The 24,168-nt window shown below is 46.5% G+C and carries 14 protein-coding genes; 2 read left to right on the top strand and 12 right to left on the bottom strand.

The genetic code is table 11. From position 1 onward, the window contains the following. Positions 1–74: 74 nt before the first annotated feature. The 10 genes from ACO1PK_RS14430 to ACO1PK_RS14385 all read right to left on the bottom strand — a co-directional run bounded on the left by ACO1PK_RS14430 (position 75) and on the right by ACO1PK_RS14385 (position 19,494). Positions 75–3,869 (bottom strand): PAS domain-containing protein, encoded by a 3,795-nt coding sequence (locus ACO1PK_RS14430; RefSeq protein WP_423186306.1) that lies wholly within the window; start codon positions 3,867–3,869, stop codon positions 75–77. 2 nt (positions 3,870–3,871) lie between these two features. Continuing rightward, positions 3,872–5,191, bottom strand: coding sequence for an ATP-binding protein (locus ACO1PK_RS14425; protein WP_423186305.1), 1,320 nt, complete (start codon positions 5,189–5,191; stop codon positions 3,872–3,874). A 3-nt stretch (positions 5,192–5,194) separates the two neighbouring features. Continuing rightward, entirely contained in the window at positions 5,195–5,779 is a 585-nt protein-coding gene (locus ACO1PK_RS14420; RefSeq protein ID WP_423186304.1) for a chemotaxis protein CheC, read from the bottom strand. Beyond that, the gene (locus ACO1PK_RS14415) at positions 5,776–6,141 is read right to left on the bottom strand and encodes a response regulator (protein WP_423186303.1); all 366 of its coding nucleotides are present in this window, start codon (positions 6,139–6,141) and stop codon (positions 5,776–5,778) included. The genes ACO1PK_RS14420 and ACO1PK_RS14415 overlap by 4 nt, the downstream gene beginning before the upstream one ends. Positions 6,142–6,321: 180 nt before the next feature. Then, on the bottom strand, positions 6,322–7,656 hold the full coding sequence (locus ACO1PK_RS14410) for an ABC1 kinase family protein (protein ID WP_423186302.1): 1,335 nt from the start codon (positions 7,654–7,656) through the stop codon (positions 6,322–6,324). 89 nt (positions 7,657–7,745) lie between these two features. Next, a complete protein-coding gene (gene recD / locus ACO1PK_RS14405; RefSeq protein WP_423186301.1) occupies positions 7,746–9,845 on the bottom strand; it encodes an exodeoxyribonuclease V subunit alpha in 2,100 nt (699 codons plus the stop codon). Next, positions 9,838–13,635, bottom strand: coding sequence for an exodeoxyribonuclease V subunit beta (recB, locus tag ACO1PK_RS14400; protein WP_423186300.1), 3,798 nt, complete (start codon positions 13,633–13,635; stop codon positions 9,838–9,840). Before recB ends, recD begins: the two co-directional genes overlap by 8 nt. Further along, positions 13,632–17,213, bottom strand: coding sequence for an exodeoxyribonuclease V subunit gamma (recC, locus tag ACO1PK_RS14395; protein ID WP_423186299.1), 3,582 nt, complete (start codon positions 17,211–17,213; stop codon positions 13,632–13,634). The genes recB and recC overlap by 4 nt, the downstream gene beginning before the upstream one ends. Positions 17,214–17,319: 106 nt before the next feature. Further along, positions 17,320–17,700 carry a fluoride efflux transporter CrcB gene (crcB, locus tag ACO1PK_RS14390; protein ID WP_423186298.1) on the bottom strand — a complete coding sequence of 127 codons (381 nt, stop codon included), beginning with the start codon at positions 17,698–17,700 and terminating at the stop codon, positions 17,320–17,322. Positions 17,701–17,733: 33 nt separating this feature from the next. After that, entirely contained in the window at positions 17,734–19,494 is a 1,761-nt protein-coding gene (locus ACO1PK_RS14385) for an ABC transporter transmembrane domain-containing protein (protein WP_423186297.1), read from the bottom strand. A gap of 215 nt (positions 19,495–19,709) precedes the next feature. Between ACO1PK_RS14385 and ACO1PK_RS14380 the strand changes: the two genes are divergently transcribed. Further along, positions 19,710–19,985, top strand: a complete 276-nt coding sequence (locus ACO1PK_RS14380; RefSeq protein ID WP_423186296.1) for a hypothetical protein — start codon at positions 19,710–19,712, stop codon at positions 19,983–19,985. A 151-nt stretch (positions 19,986–20,136) separates the two neighbouring features. Continuing rightward, positions 20,137–22,323, top strand: coding sequence for a catalase/peroxidase HPI (gene katG, locus ACO1PK_RS14375; RefSeq protein ID WP_423186295.1), 2,187 nt, complete (start codon positions 20,137–20,139; stop codon positions 22,321–22,323). Between the two features lie 88 nt (positions 22,324–22,411). Here the strand turns inward: katG and ACO1PK_RS14370 are convergent, their stop codons facing one another. Continuing rightward, positions 22,412–23,263 carry a DUF4394 domain-containing protein gene (locus ACO1PK_RS14370; protein ID WP_423186294.1) on the bottom strand — a complete coding sequence of 284 codons (852 nt, stop codon included), beginning with the start codon at positions 23,261–23,263 and terminating at the stop codon, positions 22,412–22,414. An 81-nt stretch (positions 23,264–23,344) separates the two neighbouring features. Continuing rightward, complete coding sequence (locus ACO1PK_RS14365) at positions 23,345–24,049, bottom strand: DUF445 domain-containing protein (protein ID WP_423186293.1); 705 nt, start codon at positions 24,047–24,049, stop codon at positions 23,345–23,347. Positions 24,050–24,168 lie beyond the last annotated feature (119 nt).

Raw genomic sequence — 24,168 nt, 5'->3', positions numbered from 1 at the left:
GATAAATAACACTCTAGGTGATACTTGCCATCTTGCCATGATGATCATCACTTAGAGGGCTAACTCGTTACAATTTAACCTTCCTCTGTAATTTGTTTATTTATTGCTGCTAAGACTTGTTCAGCTAATTGCTTTAACTCCGAATACGCAAGCGACAAATCTGGCTCAGCAACAGCATACTGTTGTTGAATACACAGTTGTTCTAAACTGCAGAAAGCATCGGCCAATTTGGCTGCGCCAATAAAACGACTGGAGGATTTTAACTTATGCGCCTCCTCGGCAACAACAATAATACTCTGCGCGAGCAACGCCTGTTCAATTTTATTAAGGCTATGTCGTAAACTCTCCGAATAGTCTTGTAGTATCTCAATGACAGACTCTTCCCCTACCGTTTCAGCTAACAATAACGGATCATAGAGTGCGGTTTCTGCCCTGTTAGAGGTTACTTCTTGGTTACTACTGGGCTTAATACCACCTTTAAAGGGCTCAGTTTTATTGTGACTTAACCAAGATTCAAGACAGGCTTTAAGCTGAGAAACGGGTAATGGTTTAACAAGGTAATCATCCATACCCATTTCTTTGCATCGACGCAATTCTTCAGGAACAATATTGGCGGTTAAGGCGATCACCGGTGTTCTTGGTCGGTCTGAGCCTAATTCTGCTTCACGAAAAGATTTAACAAACTGATAGCCATCCATATGTGGCATATGTAAGTCACTTAAAATTAAATCAAAACGTTGCATTCTGGTATAACTTAAGCCAACTAAACCATCTTCAGCCACTACCACTGTATAGCCAAGTCGTGTTAACTGCTGTTTGATGACTTTTTGGTTTGTACTATTATCTTCTAATACTAGAATACAGAAACGCTGTTGCGGAATTTCAGCTGCTAAGGTGTTTTTTTCAAACACCAAAGGTAGTTCGTGATCATAATAAGCTGCTGTTATCGCTTTAACTAACTGCGTTCGTTGCAACACATTGGCATCTATGTACACGGTATCAAGACTTGTTCTTCTCGCCTTTCGTCTTCTGCCCCGCCCAATAATCACAAAGCGACTATTAAAAGCATAATATTGTTTGATTTTATCAACGAGCGTTAAGGCATTACCCTTACACAACATAGTATCAAACACCCAAACCACTTTTTCGCTGAGTGTTTTTAAAAAGCTAATCTGTACATCACTGATCGATAGCCATTGTACTTTGGCACCATCAGCGAGTAGATAACTGGCATAGTCACTCAGTGTTTGCTGACTACTCTCACCCAAAATGATGATATTGATTTGATCTAAACTCTGCTCTTTGCATGTGTCCAGAGGCTGTCCCAATTTAATGGGTAAGTTGACGTTAAAGGTGCTGCCTACCCCAGGGGTAGATTGCGCAGTAATAACGCCATCCATTAAATGTACCAATTGCTGCGTAATCGCTAAACCTAAGCCGGTACCACCGTATTTCCTGCTTGTCGAATCATCAGCTTGGGTAAAAGGTTGAAATAACCGTGCAACAACTTCTGGTGCCATACCAATGCCATTATCGCTAATGGTAAAGTTTAGTAAACTGCTATCCTGTTGATTATCAAAGAGCTTAACAGCTAACCTCACCTGGCCAACTCGGTCAAGATTTGTCGAAAACTTAATGGCATTACTCAGTAAGTTCACAATAATCTGGCGTAACCTGTTGGGATCAAACCACAGGCTAGTCCCAATACTGGGGTCGATGTGATAGGTCAATTCAACTTGGTTTTTTAATGCTAGGTAATCCAACATGCTACAAATTTGCTCAATAACCGGCACTAACGCGCAAGGTTCTTTCACAATGTTCAGTTTACCAGCTTCCAGTTTTGAGAAGTCGAGAATATCGTCAATAATAGTTAATAAAGAATAAGCAGATTCACGCATTAGAGTGATACTTTCGGCCTGATTTAAATCCGTATTACTCTCTTCTAAAATATCTAACATGCCTATAACACCGTTCATCGGTGTCCGAATTTCATGACTCATATTGGCTAAGAAACTCGATTTAGTGGCCACTGCGCGCTCGGCTTGTTCCTTGGCTTGCGCCAACGCCAGTTGCATCTCTGTTTCCTCAGTAACGTCTTGAATATAACCATGCCAAACAATGGCACCATTATCTTGTTTTTCTGGGGTAGATTGCCCAGCTAACCAGCGATAATCATTGCCATTAGCTGCCAATCTAAATTTGAATTGCCACTGGGTTAATTGCTGAGCAGATTTCATAATTGAATCGTGAAGAAACGCATAATCTTCAGGATGTACATGGCTAAAAACTAAATCGCCTTTTATTGCCAGTTGATTTGCACTAAACCCAAGTAAGGTTTCTACTGCAGGGCCTACATAGGGGAAAATAATACTCTGATCTGGATTTAACTGAAATTGATATACCATACCCGGCACATTTTCAGCCAATTTGGTTAAGCGGCTTTTTAATGATTTTTCCGCAGTAATATCAATATTTATCCCATACAAACGTGCAGCTTGGTTGTTTGCCTCATGCTCAGCAATAACTCGACCTCGCGCCTGCACCCAAACCCAGTGGCCAGCTTTATGTTTTATTCTAAACTGGCTTTCATAAAAATCGACCACGCCTTCTAAATGCAATCTGACACTCTCGCGAGAAGCCTTTAGATCTGCAGGGTGCATATTCTGGCGCATCCAACTCAAGCTCAGCTCAGGTAATTCGGCTAGTTCATAACCTAGCATCTGTACCCATCGCGCGTTAACTTCTAATAATTCAGTCTGTAAATCGAGCGTCCAAGTACCAATTTCAGAAGCTTCAACAATATTATTTAATTGTTGTTGCACAGCACGTTGCTGCCTCTTGATTTGTGTTGCGTACACAAGTTGACCAATGGTGCTGGTTAACGGTCGCAGAAACTCGACGTCCTTCTCATGATAACCACTCAGCTTATTAGCCAGACCAATCATGGCTATCAGTTCACCATCAAAAAAAATCGGGATACCAAGATAAGTGTTTAAAGGAGGATGCCCGGTTGGTGTGCCACCCGCATGAGGATGGGTTGCCGGCTCATTAGCGATCATTACCTGTTTGTGCAATAACGTATAACCAAATAGCGTATTTAAATTACGAAATTCAAAACCACTTGGCGCATTTTCTGCGTAAAATTGCCGACTTGCCGTGTCCCAAGCTATATCGGTAATTGCGAAAGTTTTCAGATAAGGCATGCCGTAAGCATCATAAAGCACTTCACCAATAAAACCGTAACTACTATCGGTAATGCTCAAAATATCAATCAGTAAACTATCAAATGCTTTTCGTCTATCTTCTGCTAAAATAAATTCGGCTTGCACCCGAGTAATGCACTCGGTTAACAACTGTATTTTATGAATGTCTTGAATTTGTTCACTGATTAAATCAAATTCAAACTCAGCTGCAACAATGGCGGCTAAATCTTGCAAATGCATAAGCTCTGCGGCAGATAGTTTTCTGGGTACCACATCGATTACACAAAGCGTGCCAAGGACAAAACGCTGCTTCACCCTGATTTGTGCCCCTGCATAAAAACGAATAAAGGGACTATTGGTCACTAAGGGATTATCGACAAACCGCGGATCTAGCATAGCATCTTCAATGACTAAGATAGCTTCCTGGTTAATCGCATGCGCACAAAATGCATCCGCTCGCGCAGTTTCACACAATGAGGTACCCAGTTTTGAATGAAACCATTGAATATGTTCTGCAACCAGCGAAATTAAAACCACGGGCGTATGCAATAAGGACTGCGCTAAGCGTAAGATACGCGCATAGCGTGGATCATTCGTCACACTTTTTTCTCGTAATTGCGCAATAATCGCTAAACGCTGTAACTCTTCTTGTTCATTCCTAAACATGTTTAAACCCCTTCCTCTGCGGTTGCTGAGGACACAGCGCTGAACGAGAAATTCGCAGCAAAAGGAAAGTCAATGCGTATGGTAGTCCCTATGCCAACTTCACTTTGTAAACTAATTTGACCCTGGTGTTGCTGAATAACACTATATGCCATTGATAAACCTAAACCAGATCCAGCACCTACATCTTTAGTTGTGAAAAATGGCTCAAACACTTTAGGTAATACATCTGCGGGAATACCCGCACCATTGTCTTTGACAATTAAACTTAGTACCTGCTCTTGTTGTAGTAAATCAATCCAAATATCGCCTTTTTCAACCATAGCCTGTACAGAATTATTAAGAATATTCAGTAATACTTGGTTAATCTGCACAGGCTGACATTGGATAAAAGGGTCGGTGGCTGCATAATTCAAATGCAAATTAACCTTATATTTCAATTCATTACTCAGCATACTTAGGGTGCTGTCGATTATTTCGCGTAGGTCACAACTTTGCCAACTGGTGTTATCAACATGCGAAAAGACTTTTAAATTCTTAATAATAGTACTAACTCGACCAATACCTTCTAAACATTCTTGCAATAATGCTGGCGCATCTTCTTTCACAAAATCCACTTGAACGCGATTAAAAAAATCTTCTTTTAACTTTAGGATTATCTTGTCATCAACTTTATTCAGCAATTTATCTGAAAAGTCTAAGGCTTTGATTATCTTGTTCATATAATCATCTAGACTTTGCAAGTTGGAGTTTATAAATCCTAGAGGGTTATTAATTTCATGCGCCATGCCCGCTGCTAGCTGACCTATCGACGCCATTTTGTCGGCATGCAGTAATTGTGATTGGGTAGTTTTTAGTTGCTTTAACAGTAGTGCCTGTTCTTGATATTGCAGTTCAAGCTGCGCCGAGAGGTTTTTCTGTGCTTGCAAATAGCTAGCCTGCTCCGTAACATCCTGTAAAATAAGACAAAGCGTTCGTACTTCACCTTGCTCAACATCTAGCGGCACAATCTCAAGGTTCTGAAACATTAACGTCTCTTCACCGGTGATAGGCCTACTACTATTAAACTGAAAAATATGTGGGCGATGTTCCCAATAAGAAAAACTGCTGTTATTTAGCACAACAGCACTATTTAGTTTTTTCTTTAAAAAAACGGCTTGCTCTGGAAATAAATCAAGAATGGATTTACCGGTTGCGTCTTCAGTTAGGGCCAACCTGGCAGTAAAAAAATCATTCCAATACAGAATATGAAAACGGGTATCCAGTACACAAATACCTAAAGGTAATTTTTTAATTACATTGGTAAATGTCTCTGGAGAAATCATAGGTTACTCCAATAAACGTTGAATACTGGACAGTAAGGTTTCTACGGAACGTGGTTCTAAACAAATAATCACTTTTGAATCAAACTTAGAGCAGTCAACACTAAACTCAACCTCGAGTAACAATGTCGAAACCCAACGAAATTGATCTATGCCGTTATTAGTGACTTCCGGTGTATAAAGTGTTGGCATATTCAACTTGGCAGCTAGTTCAAGCTGTTCAGCAAAACCGGATAAACATGCGCCAGCCAAAATATTTGCCAGTTCAAGCACTAACTCCCGACCACTTGCTTCCGACAGCGGCAGATCATAACCCATGGCTTCGGCTAAGGCTTCGCAACCGTCTTTGGTTAAAATCGTCAGGGCTTCACCGTTAACCGTGCCCATAAAAGATTGCCGCGTAAACCAACAAGCATCATTCTGGCTAAGTAAAGCTGAAAATTCTGCTGGTGTTGCAGCAACAATTTTTGGAATAGATAAGGTAATTCGCGTTTCAATTAATCTAGCAAGGGCATTAGCAGCTTGCCCCATAGAAATATTCATTAATTCTTGTAGCGCATCTCGTTGCTCTTCATTAAGTAGCGCATTCATAATAACCCCACTTCAGAAAGCGCTTTATGCAATTCTGCAGCGACAAGCGGTTTTTTAAGAAAGCGAAACGCCCCCAATGAATTAACTAAGGCAACGGCTTCGGGTTGAATATCTGCACTAATCACAATGACGACGGTTTTTTCATGATGGTCACGTAAAGTACGCAACACCTGATAACCGTCCATTTCCGGCATTTGTAAGTCTAAAAACAGCACATCCGCTTTCCCTGCCTCCACTGCTAATAATGCTTCTTTACCATTAGTCGCTTCGTTAATTTCCGCATCCCAATGTTCAGGTAGGTTACGTCGAATCATTTTTCGTGATAGTGCAGAGTCATCTGCAATCGTTACAGGAATTGGCATACGCACCTCAAATTACAGAATATCAATGTCTCATATGTCTTATAATGGCTGCATATTATAATGCTGTCAAGTTGCACACCTTTTATTCACTTTTTTAATGACGATTAAGGTTGTGCAACTTGCGGCAGATAAAAATAATTTGCCTAAATGAAGAGAATATAAAGACTATTATGGTCGTATTCAGTATAGAGCTAAGTATGGTTCTAGCAAGGCTCTAATGTTAACTCTGGCTTTTAAACGTGCTGCTAGCAGGTATAGACCGCCCATTTTGCGGTGCAAAAAAATGGCATCAGCAGGTGGGCTATGCCAATAATTTTGTTGCATACTTAACGCCGTCCCCGCTTCTCGTACCCGTAATGCTAAATCACTGCTACCAAAATCAAAGGCACTGTTGTGCTGCAAGGGTTCGCAAGCTAACTGCACTAGCTGCAGTACTGCCTGTTGTTGCTGAGGTAAGATAGCCTGACTAAAAAAGCCGATACGGGTCAAGGCTGCAGCCATTGCTGGCTGATCTTGCTTTAATGCTGCAGAAAATAATTGACGATAGCCTTGGCTAAAATTATCACTGTATTGGCGACAGGCGCCAAAATCCAGTAACACCAATTGCTGAGTACTGAGGTTATATTGGTAGTTAGCAAAATTGGGATCGGTTTGGACGAGTTTAAACTCAAATAGCTCTCGAAACAGCAGTTCAAATAACAGGGTCATAACCCTATCACGTTCAACCTGAGTTAGATCGCCCAGCGCTTCAATCGGCTCGCCATCCACATAACTCATTACCAATATGTTAGCTGTACTCAGCGACATGTCCGGTTCAGGGATTAAAAAATGCGGATTTTTGGCTAAATGCTGGCGATAACGTTGCAAATAAGCGGCTTCCTGCAGATAGTCTGCTTCGGCTTTTAACTGGGTTTTAGCTTCTGCCAATAACTGTTGATAATCAACGCCTTTGGGAACCAAACCACTGATCCGAAGCAGCGTCGCCACGTTATCCACATCGCTGTCGATGCTCTCTTTGATACCAGGATACTGGATTTTTACGGCAAGGCGTTTGCCATTATCATGATAAGCCTGATGTACTTGACCAATCGACGCTGCAGCTAAAGGCACAAACGTAAAATCGCTAAAATGACGCTGCCAATTCTCACCCCATTCGGTTTTAAGCACCAAAGCCAGTTGCTTAACGGGCATGGGATTGGCACTGGCACGTAAGCGCGACAACAGATCAGCTAAAGCCGGTGGTAGCATATCCCCCGCATCCATCGACAACAGCTGCCCCACTTTCATTGCAGCGCCTCGCAAATGCGCCAACTGGTCGGCCACCCGTTTAGCATTTCCTGGGGTGAGCAACATGTCTTTTTTGGCCGGAATATTGCCTTTGGCCAATTGTCTCGCACCTTCCGCCAGCATACCACCGGCCACACGACTGGCTAAAGAAGCTAAACTACCAAAGCGTGATAAGCGGTTGGCAGGTACTTTAGAACTGGTATTGGGTTTAACATTGTTATTCGACATAACTTTCCATCAAGGTGCAAGAATAGCTATTTGTACGCGCTAGTAGGCTAACTAGTTTTGCATGTTATGGCATAACAGCGTATCGCTCGTTATTCGCCAAATCTTAAACCGCCGGCTCGAACCGTCTTGCGTGTTATGGCATTCACTAATACCGACCAATTCGGAACCACTAATGTCAGTTGCTTAGCTGCTCGGGTGATACCGGTGTAAATTAACTCACGACTTAATACAGAATTATCGCGTTCGGGTAGGATCATCACGGTGTGGCTGAACTCCGAACCCTGCGATTTATGCACCGTCATCGCAAACACGGTCTCTACTTCGGTTAAGCGGCTTGGTAAGATCCAACGTACCCGATCATCGCTGTCGATAAACACGGCACGTTTTTGGCCATCAATTGGCGAGATCAGCACCATACCCACATCGCCATTTCGTAAATTTAAGTTGTAATCATTGGCAGTAATCATCACCGGCCGTCCCTCATACCAACCGCGATCATGATTGGCTTTGGCTGCAGGTAGAAAACTCAAGCTGTTTTGTACTAACTCATTTAAGCCCTTAACGCCAAAAGGTCCCTCGCGAACTGGGGTTAATAATTGAAAACCTTGATAGGCTTTTAACACCGTGCGCGCCCAACTATCCATTTGTTCTGGCGTACAGCCCGCAACAGGCCGTGCTTGGATGGCTTGCCAATAGCCGGCAAACCCCTGCTGGCACAACTGTTTTAGCGCAGGAATGAGCGTCTCTTGCCAGCTCATTGGCGCAAGCGATTCCGCGGTTTGGTCTTGTGTGGCTAACAGCTGCAGATCCTGATAGCGACCGTTGTTAAATAGCGGGGTTAAAGCCGAAATATCGGCCTGATTGATAACCCTAGCCAAGGCGCCTATGCCACTTTGAGCAGTAAAACGTCGGCTTTCTCTTAACATCACCACATGTTGCAAATGCATAGGCCCATCGAGCTGGAGCAATGTCTTCGGAAGGGGCGCATCACTAAATTGTTGTAAGTAATTAAAGCTCGCTGACTGATAACCTCCCCTCTCAGCGCCCTCGCATAATTGCCCTAGTACTGCCCCTGCTTCGACGGAGGCTAATTGATCTTTATCACCTAAAAAAATCAAGCGCGCGGTTGGCGGTAAAGCCGCTAACAAGGCTTGCATTAACTCGATATCGACCATACTGGCTTCATCAACAATAAGCACATCCAAGGCTAAAGGCTTAGCGCGGTGATGCTTGAATTGTCGACTTGCTGCTTGCACGCCTAACAATTTATGCAAGGTTGAACTATCCGCACTTATTTGCGAAAGCGCCGGCTGCCATGCAGCAGGTAAGCTGTTTAAACTGGCCAACGCGCCCTGTATCGACTCTTTAAGGCGTGCTGCGGCTTTGCCGGTTGGCGCAGCCAGTTTAATCAGTAAGGGGCTGCCATGAGTCGCCAGTTGTAAACGTTGTAACAGCGCTAATAAACGCACCACCGTAAAGGTTTTACCCGTCCCCGGCCCACCGGTAATAATACTGAACTGGCTTCGTAACGTATTCGCGCAGGCCAGTTTTTGCCAATTAACCCGACCAAAGGCATTACTTTCTGCTGGCGATGTACTGGGCAAGGCAACAGAGGGAAAGAGTTCTTCTAGGTACTGCCTGAGTTCAGCCGACGCCGTAACGGTTAAAGCCTTAGCAAACATTAACTGACGTAAGTCAGTCGCAATAGTTTGCTCGTACGACCAATAACGGTACAAATACAATGCCTGTCGATGCAGCACCAAAGGCAACAGTGTGTCTGGTGACGAAAGGTGATCGGCCTCTAACACCACACCACTTTGTCGCAGAGCTTCTACTACATCGCTTAGCGTTAAGCCTGCTAATAAATCTGCTGGATTGGCGAGCGAATCGTCAAATGCACTGTCACCTCGAAAGGCTTTGGGTGCTAACACCAACGGTGAGGTTAAGAGTCTGTCTAAGGGTAAACACACATGCCCCGCGGCAACCTGCTGCGACACTAACGCAGCCAGCAATAAGGTTGTGCTATTAATCTGTGTTGGCGCGTCAGCAGACATCGCCTCAGCGTTTTGCCATAAAAAGCGTGCGAAAGCCACATCTAGCTGGCTCAGCCAGCCTGCTTGCTGCCATTGGGATAGTAAGGTCAATAGCGCTTGCGGCGAATAATCGGTGATAACCATTGGCTTATGCATCGGCTAGCTCCTTGCTCAGTGCTAACGGATCTGCTTGCGGTGCTTGGCTTAAATACTGCTCCAAATGTTCAATTAAACTGCGCGGCGGTTTATCAGTAAAAACGCCAGCCGTGCTGGCATGCTGACCACGCAAAAATAAGTACAAGACACCACCTACATGGCTATCGTAACAATACGCTGTGTTTAAACGCGCTTTTAACAGCTTATGTAACGCCAAGGTATACAACACATATTGCATATCATAACGACTGGCTAAAATCTTCTCGCGCATGGCATGTGAGCTATAGGCCTGATCATCTGGCCCAAGATAGTTCGACTTATAATCCACCACGTAATAGCGCCCTTGATGTTCAAACACTAAATCAATAAACCCCTTTAGCATACCGTTTAAATAGTTAGGTTGTAGCCGAGGCCTAGCGAAATTTGGCAGTACCTGTTGACTGACTAAATCATCTAACTGCGTGGCACTGACTTGATTCACGGCAAACCAAAATTCCGGCTCTGCTTTATACTGCTGCAATTGCGCCAAAGTAATACTGCCGCCATCTGGCAAAGCAAAGGGCGTTTTAAGGTAACTGGCTAACCAATTGTCTAATAACGGCTTAAGTGCTAACCAACTGCCATGTCGACACCGCTTAGCTAACAGCTGTGCGCGTAGCTGCGGGTTGTTCGCCACGGCCGCAAAACCTTCCTCCGCAACATCCTGCAATAAATTGTGTAAAAAGGTACCTGGCCCGGCGCCTCGCGGTAAGTGGTGCAAGCTTGCCTGTTCGGCAAGCTCTGCAGCAGGAGACGTGACTGGCAAAAGGTCTCGTTCGTTCTGGATGAGCTCAGCAGATCCCTCTGCTTGCTCTTCTAACAAAAGATCTTCTTTGGCACTCTCTGCTTGACGCATAGCACCATATTTTAAGGCTGAATAGCTCGCTACCCACCAAGGGGTAAAACGATGTCCTGTGGGCATCTGACGAGCCGAAAACACCGGTTGTGCCACTGCGGCTGCTGTAGGTTGATATAACTGTGGGCTAGCGTTAATAGGCAAAGGGGCTAAGCTGATAGCGGCGCGAGCAAATACCTGTGCTGCATGAGTGAGCAGGTCAGCAGGGTTTACTGCCTCACGTGCGCCAACCAGATAAGCCAGTGCACTCTGTTGCCACTCGCCCGTTGGGGCTAAACTTAGCCAGCAAGCAAACTTAGCTCGGGTCACTGCGACATAGAGTTTCCGGATATCTTCGCCTAATCGCTCTTGATCAGCTCGTTGTACTATAGCGGATTCAGCAACAATACTCTGACAAGGTTGGTCGGTAGCATCATGATAATTAAACACGGCATCTTGTTCGGAGATCGGCCGGCATAAACTGATAAAGGGTAAAAATACTAAGGGATATTCCAAACCTTTCGATTTATGAATCGTCACAATTTGTATCAGCTCGGCATCACTTTCCAACCTGACCACTTGTTCTGCTGCAGGTTGTGCCAGATTATCGCGCTGATATATATGTTCTTCTAGAAAACGCAGTAAGGCTTGCGGCCCTTCCAGTTTGGCTGAAGCCTGCTGTAAAAGTTCTGCCAGATGGAGCAGATCAGTTATGTAGCGCTCGCCAGCTACCGCAGCATGCTCCGCTTGCAATAACCGCTCGGCAATCTGAAAGTGCTGCAGCAATTGACGAATCATGGCCAACACACCCTGTTGCTGCCAACAAGCCGCAAATTGATAAAACTGCCCGACTCGGTTATCCCACTGCAGATCATCGTGTTGTAAGGTATCCAGTTCCGTTAACGACACCGCTAACAGTCGGGTATAGAGCGCATTCAGTAAGGCTTTTTTATCAGCAGGATCTGCGCACGCCATCAAAACGGTTAATAAGTCGCGGGCAACTTCGGTATCAAATACAGAGTTACGATCTGATAAATACACACTGGCTAAACCACGCTTTCTCAACTCACGCTGCATTAAATGCCCTTCGTGATGGGTAGCAACTAAAATAGCAATATCTTTGCTTTGTAGCGGGCGAAACTGAGCGACTTGGGTCTCTGTTGCGGGTTTCAGAAAGCCGGTTTTGCCCTTCGCAGCTTGAGTTAACAGTAGTGCAATGTAATCGCTGAAGGCGCTGGCCATACTTTGTCGATACAGCGTCTTGCTAATCGCTTTCTCTGCTACCCCCCCTTCTTGTAATTGCGGCAACGTTGCGGTCCAGCATTGTATTGCCTGCGTTAAGGGTTGCCCGTTTAGTTGTAAGGCTTCCGCTACGCCGTTTGCCCGCACGGCATGAAAAGGCACTTCGTTGCCTCTGGCGCCATTAAACAAAAAAGCTTTGGCTGGAGCATGTGCCTCGGCATGGGCGAAAATGGCATTTGCTCCTGCCACTAACGCCGTGGTGGAGCGGAAATTTACTTCCAAGGTAAAATGCCGTCCCGAAGTATCACGCCGTGCTTGCAGATAGGTAAAAATATCAGCGCCACGAAATGCATAAATAGCTTGTTTGGGATCGCCGATTAAAAATACAGCGAGATCTGCACGGTTTGCGGCAATCTGATAAACGGCATTAAAAATACTGTACTGGGCAGGATCGGTATCCTGAAACTCATCAATTAAGGCTACCGGATATTGCGTACGTAAAATACTCGCGAGCGCCGCGCCTTGTTCACTGCATACCGCACGGCGAGTCTGTTGAATAATATCGTCAAACCCTAACAAGGCCTCGCGCGCTAAGTGCTGCTCAAAGCGAGCTTTACACCAACTTACCGCGTGTTGCAGTAAACCTGACTTAATTTCAAGTGTTTGTAATAACAACTGTTGCAGAGCTAACAGTGCTTCAGGGTAATGGCTGACTAAAGCAGGCCCAGTGTAATGCGCCAAAAACTCGCTGCCGTAGTTTTTACAAAAGGTATCAGATAACTCTGGTAGCTGTTGGAGCGCTTGCTCTGGCGCTAACGCTACCCATGTTGCAAGGTTTGCAAAATCTTTACGGGCTTTTTTCGCATTGTGCGTGCGCGGCTTGGCAAACCAGTTATTCGCATCGGCGTTATCAATTAACTCAAAATAATCTGGTAACAAACCCTGCCACTCAGTATGCGCCTTGGTCAGCTGCTGTTCACGCGCAGCTTGAGCTTTTGTTAACAAGGTTGCCATGCAAAGGGGTTGCATCTCTGCGCTTGCCAGATCCCAAAGCCCAGTAATTTGCTCAAGAAGTTGCTCTGGTTTAACACAGAGTTTGGTGATCAGGGCATAATGTTCTGCGGTCAGAGGATAAAAGAAATTTCGCCAATAATCCCTCACCGCTTCTATTTTATAGGGCGCAAGATCGGTGACTAATTGCTGGCTAAATAAACTGCCGCTATTAAAAGCATGCTCACGCAGCACGGTTTGACACCAGCTGTGGATGGTTTTCACACTGGCTTCATCCATCGCTTCACTGGCCATTTGTAATAGATAACCGCATTCAGGCCAAAGCTCGGGAGCAAACTCGGCTTTTAAAGCACTTAAGAAAGCATCAGACTCCGCATTATCTGAACCCTGGCTGCGGAATACCACTGCGGCTTGAACGAGCCGCTTACGGATCCGATCTTTTAACTCCGCGGTGGCGGCTTTGGTAAAGGTCACCACTAGAATATCCGCCGGTAACAGCGGGCGATCACGGGTTGCAGGCGCGTGCAGTCTCGGTAGATGCGCTAAAATAAAACGCACATACAGCGCAGCGATAGTAAAGGTTTTGCCTGTTCCCGCACTGGCTTCAATCAGCACACTGCCGTTCAGGGGGAGCTGTAACGGCGTATCTAGCGCAATACTCATGCGGACTCTCCTGCTAACGCTTCGACACTGGCGGTTTGCAATAAACTGAAAAAAGGCTGATACAGACGCTGTGCATAATCGGTTAAATTATGCTGGAGTAAGCTGTTGCCATCGCTAAAATAGCGCGCCAGATAAGGTAATTTGTTAATTTGTCCGTCATTGTGCTGATCACCCAAATAGGCTTTATCTAACACCTCAGCGTTAAGGCCCTTCTCGCCCTGTTTCCACCACACTTCTGCTAGCGCTAAAGCCACCGGTAATGGCGTGGTTAACGCCTCGGCTAAGATTTGCATAAGTTGCTCTAATAATAGCTGTGCCTGTTGCTGTGCCAAGGCCGGTTCCTCGGCTAATGGGGCTAACGTCAACACCCCATCTTCGCCGATGATCACTGTCGTCACCCGCTCTGTTAATACCGCACTGGCAAATAGGTGCTTTAGGTAACCTGAGACGAGATTACGCCAGGTATAACTGACACTACGTGGTTTTTGCTCCGCCACTTTGCTGACCTTTAGCTCCAACTGCAGATAGCCAACAGGCCCTTGCTGATAAAGCCCAGTTAGCTCATCCGCTAACACATAAGTGAGCGACTGCTGCTGGCCACGCAGTTGAAAGTGCAATTCATAGCGTTTGGGCTTAACCAAGGCAGAAGGATCAGGACAATGCTGTTGGTAGTAATCAAAGATCGTGAGTACGGCGGCTTTACTCTGTGCCAGTACGTGATCAGCACCATGCTTGTATGGCAGATGGCCGCGCCGACGCAGTCGGTTAACACGTTCCTCTAGCAGTAGCTCCACTTCTGCCGTGGTTTGTAAAGTCGTTACAACTGGCGATGCGGGATGCTCATTTTGCTGCATCGCCTTGGCAAAGAGCAAAGTTTGCATTAATTCATCTTTGATTTGCCAAGCCGTTAAGCCATCACTACTAAAGGTTTCCGCATCAGCTTGCTCGTAGTCAGCCTCATTTAAAAAGACCCCTAAGCGGCGTCGAGCCAGCAACTGAGCTGGCTCCCGGATTAAGGTATTAAGGTCGGCCAATGCAAAGGCCGCTTCTGCAGAAAAATCCGCTAACACCGTAAACGCCGAATTGGTTGGCGCATTCTGTGGTAAGTGCGCTGCTGGCATTTGCGCCGCGGTATGAATGCTGAGCCATTCTTTGGCATAGCTAAAATAACGTGGCTCTTCTGCTAAAAAGTAACTGGCGGCAAAAGGTTGTAATCGGTGATTGAGGATCAGCTGCTCGATACTGGATTTACCCCAGATAGCGCTAAGATGGTCCAGTAATTGTCCTACCAGCACCGAAGGCGGCTGCTCACTGTTATCCTGCGCACTCATGCCGACCCAACTAATGTAGAACTGCTGTCTAGCCGAGAGCATGGCTTCTAAAAATAAATAGCGGTCATCTTCGCGTCTGGAGCGATCACCCGGCCGATAATGCTGCGCCATCAAGTCAAAGTCAGACTTAGGGCTAGCGCGCGGATAATCGCTATCATTCATACCCAGTAAGCAGATCCGTTTAAATGGGATGGCCCGCATTGGCATCAAGGTGGCAAAGTTAACGCTACCCGCCATAAAGCGCTGTTGTAGGTTAGGCTCATCTACGGCAGCTAACCAGACCTCTAGGACGATGTTATAGCGCAGCTCTGCCTGAAACTCCGCTTCCGTGGTACTGTTAACCCACTCATCTAAGGCATCACGCAGGCGATTTAATAATAAAAAGTCAGCGTCGCTATCCGGCAAAAATAATTGTTCCAATAACGCCAATAATAGGTGATACCACTGCTCTGGCGTACGACTTTGCGCCAGCGCTTGCCAGTAATCATCCAATACATGCAGCAGCTCAGTTAAGGCGCCGGCTGCCTGTGCTGCTAACCCTGTGACTTCGGCATAGGGCTCGACATCTTGCCAAAACGCCTGCTTCGCACCCGCAGCAACCGGTTCACCCGTGCCCACGGCAAAACCATATAGCATCCTGTTTACCGCAAACTGCCAACTGTTTTCACTATAGGGATAGTCCAGCCCTAAACTTAATCGATGCTGTGCATGTAAGCCCCAGCGCGCGCCCGCCGCTATACTCCATTGTTGTAACTGCTGAACTTGTAACTGAGTAAGGCCAAAACGGCGTTGCACGGCAGGTATATGCAGCAAATCGAAAATATCACTTTGTGTAAAACGTTGCTGCGGTGCCGTTAAAATAAGCTCCAGCGCCTGTAGCATCGGGGCGCGTTGCCGTAACCCTTGATCTGCCAAGGTATAAGGAATAAAACGCGGATCATCTTTGGCAAGACGCCCAAAAACCGCATCGATATAAGGTGCATAACTATTGATATCGGGCACCATCACCATAATATCGCGCGGTTGCAAGTGCGGATCTGCTGCAAAAGCCGCTAATAAATGGTCATGTAACACCTCGACTTCGCGTTGCGGGCTATGGCAGCGCTGTAACACTATAGAATCATCTGTGGCGGCAAGTGCTGGCCAAAGCTGTTGGCTCTCTGCTACCGGCCGTAAATTAAGAATATCGCTTTGTAGTTGCGTTAACAGGTAATCGGCGGGCATTTCATCAAAAAGATCAAAACGCAGATCGTTGAACGCTGCCGCTTTCAGGCTGGTTTCATCAAACTCGTCTAATAGTCGAATATAATCGCGCCCCTGCTTCCCCCAAGAGGCCAGCAAGGGTTGAGCAAATTGATGTAATTCCGCCTGACTGACCAAACTGGCTTGGCGCGGATTTTTTGCATTAAAACGCGGTTTAGCGTATTGATTAAGCAATTCACGGCCATCCACAATATCCGCCCAGTGGTATTTACAAGGGTTATGCACGCACAGTACGACCTGCGTCACGCCTTTTAAGGCATGCAATACCTCTAGGGTTTGCTTGGGTAGTGACGAAATACCAAATACCAAAATCCGTGGCGGGATCCCTGTTGGCCGTTGGCCAGTGGCCGAGAGTTTAGCGGCCTCTTGCAAAAAGCGTTGATGTAAGGCGGCACGGTTACTACAGATTTGCTCCGCACCAATATCTTGCACTAAGGCTTGCCATAAGGCGGCTTGCCAATGTTGTGCTTCGGGCAACGGCATGGCCTTACCATTTTGCAGTAAAACAGCTTCGCCACGGCTCCACGCCTCAAGCCAATCGGCGCGGTACACCTGATATTGGTCAAATAAATCGGCTAATTTATCACTTAGCTGGAAAGCTTTACGCTGATCAGGATCATGAGCGACATAACGTTGTAGCGCACTAAAAGCGGGGTTCTGCGCCATTAACTCGGGTAACAAGCGCATCAAGCGCCAGCGTAAGCGGCTTTTATCATAAGGAGATTGTTTGGGGATATCGGCACCCAGTACCGCGCGGTAAGCTCGCCATACCAAACGCGCTGGCAAGGTGACGTCCAGCATAGTGGCAATACCGGTATGGCTCGCTAAGGCTTGTTTTAACCATTGGGCAATACCGTTTGATTGCACCAAAATCATTTCTTCAGCTAAAGGGTCTAATGGATAAGTTGCTAATAGCTGTACGGCAAGATCGGTGAGATCTTCCAGCCGATGGCTGTGGGCAGCAATAAAACCGGGAGTGAGCATAACGTTACATCCTTTACCGAGATCCTGATAAGCCGTTAGCTGACATGATAGAGCGATAAGGTCAAGCTGTCAGACTGTATTTTTAACCAGTGTACACAAATCAGACCTAACGGTAAAAGGCACGCACCAATGTATAACCTAACGCCGTAAGCGCCAAGGATCCAAATAAATGACCGGCTGCAGTAGCAATAGCCTGATGAATTTTCTGTTCCAGCAGCATATGCAACACCTCGGCCGAAAAGGTCGAGAAGGTGGTTAAGCCACCTAAGAAGCCGGTCACAATCAATAACCGCCATTCCGGCGCCAACGTGGTTTGCTGTGCAAACCACGGCAACGCTAACCCGATCAGTAAACCGCCAAGTAAATTAGCCAGCAACGTCCCCAGAGGCATAACGGACCACACTGGATTTAAGGCTGAACCGAAGATCCAGCGCAGTACTGCACCAGCAGATGCGCCAAGACTGATCGCTAAGATTGAGGTTAACATGGATACTCCTTTTATCCGCCCTGGGGTTCCCACTTAGGCCAATAACTGTAATTCTGCCAGCTCTCGATATAAGGGACAAGCTTGTAGTAATTCACTGTGGCTGCCACAGGCAATCACTTGGCCCTTATCTAACACTACAATTCGATCAGCCGTCATCACCGTACTTAAGCGATGAGCAATAATCAAGGTCGTGCGATTTTGCATCGCCAGATCTAAGGCTTGCTTTACCGCGTGCTCGCTAGCAGCATCCAGCGCACTGGTCGCTTCGTCTAATAATAAGATCGGTCGATCAGCCAAAATGGCACGAGCAATCGCAATGCGCTGTTTCTGCCCGCCCGATAAGCGCACACCTCGTTCCCCTAATTGCGTAGCATAGCCATGAGTAAACTGTGTAATAAATTCATCCGCCCGAGCAGCAACACAGGCCGCTTTAACTTGCTCCAGACTGGCATCAGGCCGTCCATAGCGCACATTCTCAGTCACGGAGTCGGCAAATATCACTGCGTCTTGTGGCACTAAAGCAAATTGGTTACGTAGCGCTTGCGGTGATAAGGCGGTTAAGGCAATGTCATCAAGATAAATCTGGCCGCTGTTCACATCATAAAAACGTTGTAATAACTGAAATAAGGTACTTTTTCCCGCACCACTGGGGCCGACCAACGCGACTCTTTCGCCCGGATTTATCTGGAGGTTTACCTCTGTTAACACCTGCTGCTCTGTCGCTTGCGGATACGCAAAATTCACCGCCTCCAAACGTAAAGCGCCACTCACTTTTGTTGGTAAACTTACTGGTTGAAGGGGGGCGGTAATAGCTACCGGCATCGTAGCTAATTCAATTAAGCGCTCAGTCGCGCCAGCGGCACGCTGCACTTCGCCAATCACTTCACTGATGGTCGCAACCCCTCCTGCCACCATCACCGCATAGAATAAAAAGGCGGTAAGCTGGCCAGGACTGACTGTGCCATTAATCACACTCAATGCTCCAACATAGGCGACTAAGGTGATTGCCCCGATACTTAACAACATGACCGAGCCAATTAATAACGCTCGGTAAAAAATCCGACCTTTGGCTGCATTCATCACAGCCTCGATCTTCTGTCGAAAGACCTGCTCATCCGCGACTTCATGGCCATAAGATTGCACGGTATGAATTTCGTGTAAGCTTTGGTCGACGTGAGCACCGATATCGGCTAAACGATCCTGACTGTCGCGGGCTAACCGCCGAACTTTTTTGCCTAGCGTAAAAATGGGCACTAACACTAATGGCACAGCGATAAAGACCAAGGCCGTTAGTTTAAAGCTGGTCAACGCCATCATGATTAACCCACCGACTGCCGTCACCGCGGAGCGGAGCGCCATGGAGAAGCTAGATCCGACTACCGTTTGCAGTAAGGTTGTATCAGCGGTGAAACGCGAAATCACTTCACCCGTGCGAGTTTCACTGTAAAACGCCGGGGATAACCTAAGCATATGGGAATAAACCCGATTGCGAATATCCGCACTAACCCGCTCACCCAACCAACTCATAAAATAAAAACGTAGGAAGACCGCCACAGAAGCAACAAGCGTAATGCCTAATACCAAAAAGGTTAACTGATTAAGTCGGGCGGTATTGGCGGTGACAAAGCCTTCATCCACCAGAAGGCGAACGCCCTGCCCTAAGGCCAACCAAGCCAAAGAGCCAATCAATAAAAAGCTGACCGCAGCAGCCACTTGCAGTCGATACGGTTTCAAAAAACCGGCAATCCAAGGTAATACTGCCACCCGAGTGGCATCAGCAGCAAATAAAGACAAGCGGAACTCGCAGAATGAATGATTTAACCTGTTTAATTGTGCCGCTAATGCTCGATCACAAGCGTGATTGTAGTTTTTTTCGTGGGTAATACTTGAAAAATTGACTGGCAAATAATCCACTTAACAAAATGGACCTTGCGGTTAGCAAAACAACATTAAATTTGCAGCCACTGCCGCCGATAGCTTAGTACGGTCGGCATTGAGGAACCTTTCGTATGAGCAGCAAGCAGCAGTGTATTACCCCAGAATTAACCGCAGAGCTGCGATCTTTACATCGTATTATGCAGGCAATTGATATATTAGCGGATCATCCTGAATTAGCTGTTGTTGCCTACGGTAAAGTTTGGCGCTTTGTTGATATGCTTAAGGTGTCCATGCGCTATGCCTACTTAGCAAAATTGCATGGCTTTGATGTGGAGCCGTTCCGACGTTGGTATAACCGAGAAGCCGATATTTTTCAACGCCATGGCGTGCGTTGGCACAACGAATAACCGCTTAAGTTGGCATCTTTAATTAATAAAAGCTATTAAGATAGTCAATTTTAATCACTGTATAAACTGTCATTTAGGGTCTATAGTCTTAAACATCATTTTACGGCCTTACCGTAATAATATGTTTGCAACGACCCAACAGGAGTGACAGATGGACAACAACAATAACTCAGCAGGTAAATGCCCGGTAATGCACGGTGCCAATTCGGCAACTAGCAATAGCGTGATGAGCTGGTGGCCGAATGCCCTGAATTTGGACATCCTGCATCAACATGACCGCAAAACCAATCCCCTAGGCGACGACTTTAATTATGCCGAAGCATTTAAAACCCTCGATCTGGAAGCTGTTAAGACTGATCTGAAAAACCTAATGACGCAAAGCCAAGACTGGTGGCCTGCCGACTGGGGCCACTACGGTGGTTTATTTATCCGTATGGCGTGGCACAGTGCCGGTAGCTACCGTATCGCTGATGGCCGTGGCGGTGCTGGCACGGGTAACCAACGTTTTGCGCCGCTAAACAGCTGGCCAGATAACGGTAACCTAGACAAAGCCCGCCGCCTGCTGTGGCCAATTAAAAAGAAATATGGCAATAAGCTGTCTTGGGCCGATTTAATGATCTTGGCTGGTAATATGGCTTACGAATCAATGGGCTTTAAAACCTTTGGTTTTGCCGGTGGCCGCGAGGATATTTGGCATCCAGAGAAAGACACTTACTGGGGCTCTGAAAAAGCCTGGTTAGCCCCCTCAGGCAGCGAAGGTACTCGTTACTCTGGCGAGCGCGATTTAGAAAATCCTCTAGCTGCGGTGATGATGGGTCTGATTTATGTTAACCCTGAAGGCGTTGATGGCAAGCCAGATCCACTGAAAACTGCGCATGATGTGCGTGTCACCTTTGCCCGAATGGCCATGAACGATGAAGAAACCGTAGCATTAACCGCGGGCGGTCATACTGTAGGTAAAGCCCATGGTAATGGCAAAGCACAAAACTTAGGGCCAGAGCCAGAAGCGGCAGATATTGAAGAACAAGGCCTAGGTTGGAATAACCACAAAACCCGCGGTATTGGCCGTGATACGGTGACCAGCGGTATTGAAGGGGCTTGGACCAGTGAGCCGACCAAGTGGGATAATGGCTATTTTAAAATGCTGTTAGAACACGAGTGGGAGCTAACCAAGAGCCCAGCCGGTGCTTGGCAATGGCAGCCAGTAAACATTAAAGATGAAAACAAGCCGGTAGATGTAGAAGATGAATCTATCCGCTGTATGCCTATGATGACGGATGCAGACATGGCAATGAAAATGGACCCAGAATATCGCAAAATCTCAGAACGCTTTTATCGTGACCAAGCGTATTTTGAAGAGGTCTTTGCCCGCGCTTGGTTTAAGCTAACCCATCGTGATTTAGGCCCGAAAAGCCGCTATTTAGGGCCAGATGTGCCGGCCGAAGAGCTTATTTGGCAAGATCCCGTGCCAGCAGGTAACGCAGCACTAACCGAAAGCGATATTAGCGAGCTAAAAGCGCAAATACTGCAAAGTGGGTTAAGTGTAGGCGAACTGGTCGCCACCGCTTGGGATAGCGCCCGCACTTTCCGTGGTTCGGATTATCGCGGCGGTGCCAATGGTGCTCGCATTCGCCTAGCACCACAAAAAGACTGGGAAGGTAATGAGCCAGCCCGCTTACAAAAAGTCCTTGCTGTGCTAACAGCCATTCAAACTGGCTTTACAAAACCGGTTAGTATCGCCGACTTAATTGTACTGGGTGGCTCTGCCGCGGTTGAGCAAGCTGCCAAAGCAGCCGGTGTATCGATTAACGTACCCTTTACGCCTGGCCGAGGTGATGCCACACAGGAACAAACAGATGTTGAGTCTTTTGAGGTATTGGAACCGATCCATGATGCCTACCGCAATTTCCTGAAAAAGGATTATGTGGTGCAACCAGAAGAACTGATGCTGGATAAAAGCCAATTACTGGGCTTAACCGCACCAGAGATGACGGTATTAGTGGGCGGTATGCGGGTACTAGGGACAAACTTTGGCGGTAGCAGCCATGGCGTCTTTACCGATCAGGTTGGTGTATTAAGCAATGATTTCTTTGTTAACCTGACCGATATGGCTTTCAGCTGGAAACCCACTGGCCGTAATTCCTATCAGTTGGTAGAGCGTAGCACGGGCAACGTGAAATGGACCGCCACCCGAGTCGACTTAGTGTTTGGTTCAAACTCAGTATTACGCTCTTATGCTGAGGTGTATGCACAAGACGATAACAAAGAAAAATTTGTAAAAGACTTTGTAAAAGCTTTCGTCAAAGTCATGAACGCTGACCGCTTTGATGTAAAGTAGTATTACTGAAACTCAGTGAACAGTAAGCCTGTTTAAAAGCCCCTGTTGGGGCTTTTTTGCTGTTGGTAGAAAAATCACCTATAGGGAATTAAGGCTCAATCGCCAGCCCGACCAGTGGCTCACCCTGCGCTAATACCCCAAGCCGATATGTAGTCCCTGAGGTTAAATCTAATTGATACAGGATTGAAGCCGCCTCGTCCGACGTTGTCACCGCAAGCAATGCCAGATTAGTAAGATCCGAAATATCAAAAGACACCTGCTGCAAATTGGCAATACCCAAAGACCCCACGGTAAAGAGCTGCCCTGTATTGGGCGAAATCACCGGCTCAGTACCCTCCACCGAGCCTTGGGTCACCAAGGTACCCAGCGCTTGATCGATGGCGTAATTAGTAGTCAATTTTATGTCTTGTTGATTATAAGTATAAGCCGCAGCAACGATAGTGGGCTTAACACCCGCTTGACTGTCCGTTGCAGCATATTGCAGATCTGGATCGGTAAAAGCCAGTGCGCCGGTTTCAGGATGTAATCGCAGATTTTGCCCTGCAGCATTCACAACCCTAATCCGATCTGCCGCAGGATTAAAATCAAAACCGTATTGCGCATCTTGCAAGGTACCACTGGCTAAGCCAGTGCCAACAGCAGTAAGCTGCCCCGTTTCAGTATCTATGGTGTAGAGTTGACCTTTATTTGATAACGCAAATAAAACGCCATACGCCACACGATAATCGATACCAGTTAGACGCTCACCTTCGGCTAACCCCGTTAAGGGGGTTTGCGCTAATATATTATCCGGCTTGCTAGGGTTGATTTTGAGTAATTGTTGGCTCGCCGTAAGCAGCCAGAGCTGCTCATTACCTTTTAAGGTAGGCAAGGAACTGGCCGTTACTGGCAACACCAAGCTTGCTGTTAATATCACACTGGCCACAAGTGATAACTTCATAATAATTACCTTATTTTATCTACGTTATTGCCATACCTTAGCGTCTTAGCGCGAGTTCAGCAATAACACCACACTTATCGATTACAGCGGCAACAAGGCCGCGATAAGCCCTAGTAAGCCACCAAACACACCGCCCCAAATCACCAACCAGCCTAAATGCGCTCGGATCATGGTTTGAATAATCTCTTTCACTAACTCGGGAGTGAGTTCATCCAAACGTTGTTGCACGATATGTTCAATTTGCCCACTTAAGTTGTGCGACTGGGCTCCTTTGACTAATTGAGTCTGCAAACGCTGCTGAAATTCTGCGGTCTGCGTAATGTCTGCCAAGGCTAGTTTTAGCTTGGCAATAAAAGGTTCTTGCAAAGGCAGTAAAACTGCGGAGCCGCCAAACATGGCTAACATGCCACCAAAAGAAGACTGCTCCACTACTTTCAGTAAACCGGTAAACGCAGGTGATAAGTCGGTTTCTTCAATTACAGGCGTAAAGTCAAACTGCTGTTGGCTACTATTGTCGGCGACAAAGCGTTCGATATTTTGTGCATTAAAAAACTGTGTCATCACCAATTGCTGGATCCCCGCTTTAAACTCGCTAAAGCGTTCAGGAATGACACCCGAGCCATACAAAAAAGGCACTTTTTCAAATAGCATATGAATAGCAAGGGTATTGGTGATCGCGCCAGCCAGCGCAAATAACCCCACACTGAGTAAAATAGGTTGCTCGATACCCCATCCCACCAACACGAGCAATAATGCCACCCCATTTGTTAAAACATTTTTATTCATCAAGATAGCCCCAACTTCAGCTGAAATCACATAGGTGGTGCCATTGTAGGGGGAGCTTATGCAAGCCGCAACAATTCCGCCAGCGGGCGCTGGCGGTTTTTGGTCAGATAGCGCGATTC

The sequence above is a fragment of the Alishewanella sp. d11 genome, from assembly GCF_049390205.1.
In the GTDB taxonomy this organism is placed as follows: Bacteria; Pseudomonadota; Gammaproteobacteria; order Enterobacterales; family Alteromonadaceae; genus Alishewanella.
This window is presented reverse-complemented; position numbering and strand designations above follow the sequence as displayed.